This is a genomic window from Mesorhizobium sp. M7A.F.Ca.CA.001.10.2.1, from assembly GCF_003998575.1.
In the GTDB taxonomy this organism is placed as follows: Bacteria; Pseudomonadota; Alphaproteobacteria; order Rhizobiales; family Rhizobiaceae; genus Mesorhizobium.
Map to the genome: position 1 here is coordinate 1 of NZ_RZQY01000524.1, position 4,329 is coordinate 4,329.

The following is a 4,329-nucleotide window of genomic DNA, read 5'->3' on the forward strand; positions in this document are numbered from 1 at the left end:
CAAGCGGCTGCAGGAGGCGGGCTACGACCGCTATGCCGAGACGCTCTATCGCGACCTTGCCGGGCAGTTGACCAGTCCGGGCGAACTGGCGCTGCTGGCTGTCCTTGCGGAAAAGCAAGGGAACCATTTCATGGCGCTGAAAATCGGCAAGATCGCCGGGGCGCGTGGCATCGATGTCGGCGCATTGTCGCATCCGCTCGGCGTCATTCCCGATTCGGCCGACATTTCCGGCTCGGGCAAGGCCCTGGCCTATGCGATCGCCCGTCAGGAAAGCGAATTCAACATCGGCGCCGTGTCCAGCGCCGGCGCGCGCGGGCTGCTGCAGCTGATGCCGGGAACCGCAAGGCAACTGGCGAAGAAGGCCGGGCTGCAGTTTTCGCAAACACGGCTGACCACCGATGCCGGCTACAATGCGACGCTTGGCTCAGCCTTCCTCGGCGAACAGCTCGATCGCTTCAACGGCTCCTACGTGCTGACCTTCGCCGGCTACAATGCCGGCCCCAACCGAGCCAGCCAGTGGGTGGCCAGATATGGCGACCCGCGCGGCAAGGACATCGACGCGGTCGTCGACTGGATCGAGCGGATTCCCTACACGGAAACAAGGAGTTACGTTCAGCGCGTGATGGAGAATTACGAGGTCTACAAGATGCGTATTTCGGGCAAATACGACATTGTCGGGGATCTGGTGAACGGGCGGAGTTGAGGGGATAAGGACAGGCAAGCCAAAGGCTGGCGCTCTACGGCGCCCCCCTCTGTCCTGCCGGACATCTCCCCCTCAAGGGGGGAGATTGGATGTCACCTCGGCTTTCGCCAATTGTCAGCGTCAAAGAAATCGCGCCGCCAATGAAGCCACTGATCTCCCTCCTTGAGGGGGAGATGTCCGGCAGGACAGAGGGGGGCGCTGTCACTCCAACGTCTCCAAGATGGCATCCTTCTATTTGACCATCCCTACCCTCGCCTGTAGCAGTCGGGATGATCCGGTCAGGGGAACCCCTTTCAAATGTCAAACGACCCAGGCTTCTCCGACTTCTTCTACAGCGCACCGGATGGGCTGAAGCTCCATGCTCGCATCTACGGTGAGGCCAATAGCGGATCCTGGCCGGTTGTCTGCCTGCCTGGCCTGACCCGCAACGCCAGGGATTTTCACGAGCTGGCGCTCTATCTGTCGACGCATGCGGCAACTCCGCGCAAGGTAATCGCCTTCGACTACCGTGGGCGCGGGCAGTCAGCCTATGATCCCGACGCCAAAAACTACAATGTCGGCGTGGAGGCTGGCGACATCCTAGCCGGGCTGACGGCGTTGAACATCGGAGAAGCGGCCTTCATCGGCACCTCGCGCGGCGGGCTGATCATCCATGTGCTCGGGATGATGCGGCCATCGGTCCTGAAAGCCATTGTTTTCAACGACATCGGACCGCTGATCGAGACGGCCGGACTTGCCCATATCCAGTCCTATCTCGAGCGCGACCCGGCACCGAAAACCCGCCCAAAGGCAATTGCCGCCCAGCGCAGCGTGCATGGCGAAGACTTCTCCGCCCTTGCCGGCGCCGACTGGGACCGGATGATATGGGCTCTCTACCGCGAAACGGATGATGGGCTGATGCCGGATTTCGATCCGAAGCTGGTGGATACCGTGGCGAGCCTCGATCTGACGCAGAAGCTGCCTGATCTATGGCCTCAATTCGAGGCGTTGGCCGCCATCCCGTTGCTCGCCATACGTGGTGCCAATTCGAGATTGCTGTCCATAGACACGCTCAACCAGATGAGAGAGCGCCATTCCATGATGGAGACGATCACTGTCGAGGGCCAGGGCCATGCGCCATTCCTCGAGACCGGCAGCCTACCGGGCGACATAGCCGCTTTTCTCGACCAAGCCGAGCGGAAGAATATCCCGAAGTAAATCCCATGACCAAACAAGGTCACGGGATAGCTATGATAGTATAGGTGGAGATTCTTTAGCCTACTTGGCCTTTGAACTTTTCCGAGCCGCTTTCGGCGACTCCTTTGCGGCGGCGGCTGCCTCATCCTTCTTTTTCCGCTCTGCCGTCGGCGACGAAGGCGTCGTCACGGGCGAAGAAAACACGGAGCCTTCAGCGCGATTGCCGCCCGGCTGAGTCGATCGAGGTGTTTCCAGCACGATGACACAGCCATCGAGATCGTTGGTGGCCAGATGCGCGTAGCGCATGGTCATCGACAACGTCTGGTGGCCGAGCCACATCTGCACGCGCCTGATGTCGATGCCGCCCTGGACAAGGCGCGAGGCGCAGGTATGGCGCAGTATGTGCGGCACCACCTGGTCGTCTGCGCCAAGTCCGACTTCGGCCTTCGCGTCGTTCCAGATGGCACGAAACTGTGCCTGGCTAAGCTTTGTGAACGGTCCCTTGGGCCGACGGCCTTCGGTGGGCGGCAGTTTGATGACCTCCTTGACCCGCTCGGTCATCGGAATGGTGCGGCTGCGGCCGGATTTGGTGATCCAAAAGGAGACGCGATGCTCCTGGATATCGTTCCAGATCAGCCCAAGCGCCTCGCCGAGACGGCATCCGGTGTCGACCAGGAAGACGGAAAGCCTGTAGGCATCCTCGCTGCGGCTCTTGATGGCGGCGAACAGGCGCGCCTCTTCGTCCCTTTCGAGGAAGCGAATCCGACCCGCCCGCTCCTTCTGGCGGCGGAACTCGGGCAGGCTGTGGATATCTCCCATCTTGTGAGCCTTGCGCAGCAGTTTGCTGAGGGCAGCCATCTTTCGATTGATGGTTGCGTTGCTGTTGCCGCGCTGGCGCAAGGTGCCGATAAGGTTGTCCAGGGTACTTTGGTCAAAGGCGCTGAAACGCTCCCCAAGGAGGATCTCGTCTATTTCGCCGATGAACGAGCTGACATTATACTTATGCCGCCCATCATCCCATAATATGTCCCGATATGCTGAAAAAAGATCTCCGACCCGATGCGACTTTACTTCTCTAATCTTATTGTAGGTGTATCGAATCTTCGGACTTTGAGAAGAAAACATCGAAAAATGATCAGAGGACTCGCCCTCTTGAATCGCTTCGTTCGTCATCATTTGCCACACCCCCGAGTGGGATAGGTCAGCCCTACCCGCTTGGAAGCGTCCTTTCAAGAGATTTTAATCACGCAGTTGTGATTTCATCCGCCCATCAGCGGATCCCACGAAACCACTCCACGGATTTATTCAGCTACCGTTACCCCCATCCTTCTGTTTGCCTTGATCCAGTCGCGAAAACAAAAACAGCCCGGGCGTTGTGCGCCCGGGCTGGATTTCACCTGTAAGGAACCAGCCCTTAGAACGAGCGCTGGAAGCGGAGGATACCGCCGATGTTGCTTTCCTTGTCGGCGCTGGTCCAGTTGGACGCAGGGTAGCTGCCGGCATTGAGGTAGTCGACTTCGGCCGTGATCGTGAAGCCTGGAACCACGTCGTAAGCGATGTTCGCCGCGATGCCGAGGTTTTCGTCTTCATCATACGACACCTGGGCGTTGAACGAGGTCTTCTCGTTGAACTTGTAGGTGCCACCGCCCCAGACTGCCCAGTTGCCGCCCCAGAGCTTGTACATGCCGCGGCCACCGGCCGGGAGAGCATAAGTGCCGTCATTGTAGTTGTCGTCGGTGCCGTAGCCACCCATGATGAACAGCGAGAGTTCGTTCGAAACGTTGACGTCCAAGCGAACCTTGCCAGCGACTTCTTCATAGTTGCTGTCATACGACACAACGCCGGTGATCGCGCCCCAACCCTGCGTCCACTTCACACCGCCGACGACATGCGGAACGTAGCTGTCGATCGTGAAGTCGCCATAGCCTTCTTCGAGCGAGACGACGGCCGAGAAGCCGTTGCCTGCATCGAAGTAGTACTGGATGACATTGGTGTCGAAGCCGCCGTAGGGGACCAGCGTATCCTGGATGACGTTGCCGGCATAGCCGATGAACGTATCGAAGGCCGATTCGTCTTTACCGACACGGAGACCACCGAGCTGGATCCAGGCGAAGTTCAGCGAGACGCCCTTGTTGTAGGCGTTGCCAGAGTAGGTGTCGTCGCTAAATCTCGTGTTGCCGAAGTTGAAGCGGGTTTCGGTGTAGGTCTTCAACGTGCCGAGCTCGGTTTCCTGGCCGGTCCAGGTCTTCAGCGTGAAGCGGGCGTTCTTCTGCCAGGTATCGTTGACTTCACCGTCTTCTTTGTCCCGGGCCCAGGCACCATCGAACGAGCCGACGTCGCCAGCGCCGATATCATAACGGACATAGCCGCCGATGCGCAGGCAGGTTTCGGTGCCGGGGATGTAGAAGTAGCCAGCGCCGTAGACGTCGCAGATCTTGACGTATTCAGCG

Annotated in this window: 4 protein-coding genes; 2 read left to right on the forward strand and 2 right to left on the reverse strand. The window is 59.2% G+C overall.

Annotated elements, in window-relative coordinates:
* Positions 1-703 (forward strand): lytic transglycosylase domain-containing protein (locus EN964_RS26390; RefSeq protein WP_164776000.1); only part of this gene is annotated, 703 nt, incomplete at its 5' end.
* Between the two features lie 297 nt (positions 704-1,000).
* A complete protein-coding gene (locus EN964_RS26400; RefSeq protein WP_127269279.1) occupies positions 1,001-1,900 on the forward strand; it encodes an alpha/beta fold hydrolase in 900 nt (299 codons plus the stop codon).
* Positions 1,901-1,960: 60 nt separating this feature from the next.
* On the opposite strand, the gene EN964_RS26405 is transcribed toward EN964_RS26400, so the two are convergent.
* Positions 1,961-3,055, reverse strand: coding sequence for a site-specific integrase (locus EN964_RS26405; protein WP_127269280.1), 1,095 nt, complete (start codon positions 3,053-3,055; stop codon positions 1,961-1,963).
* A gap of 238 nt (positions 3,056-3,293) precedes the next feature.
* Positions 3,294-4,329 (reverse strand): porin (locus EN964_RS26410; RefSeq protein ID WP_164776001.1); only part of this gene is annotated, 1,036 nt, incomplete at its 5' end.

Coding starts and splice junctions, on each gene's coding strand:
- EN964_RS26405 (WP_127269280.1), bottom strand. CDS start 3,055: ATGATGACGAACGAAGCGATTCAAGAGGGCGAGTCCTCTGATCATTTT.
- EN964_RS26400 (WP_127269279.1), top strand. CDS start 1,001: ATGTCAAACGACCCAGGCTTCTCCGACTTCTTCTACAGCGCACCGGAT.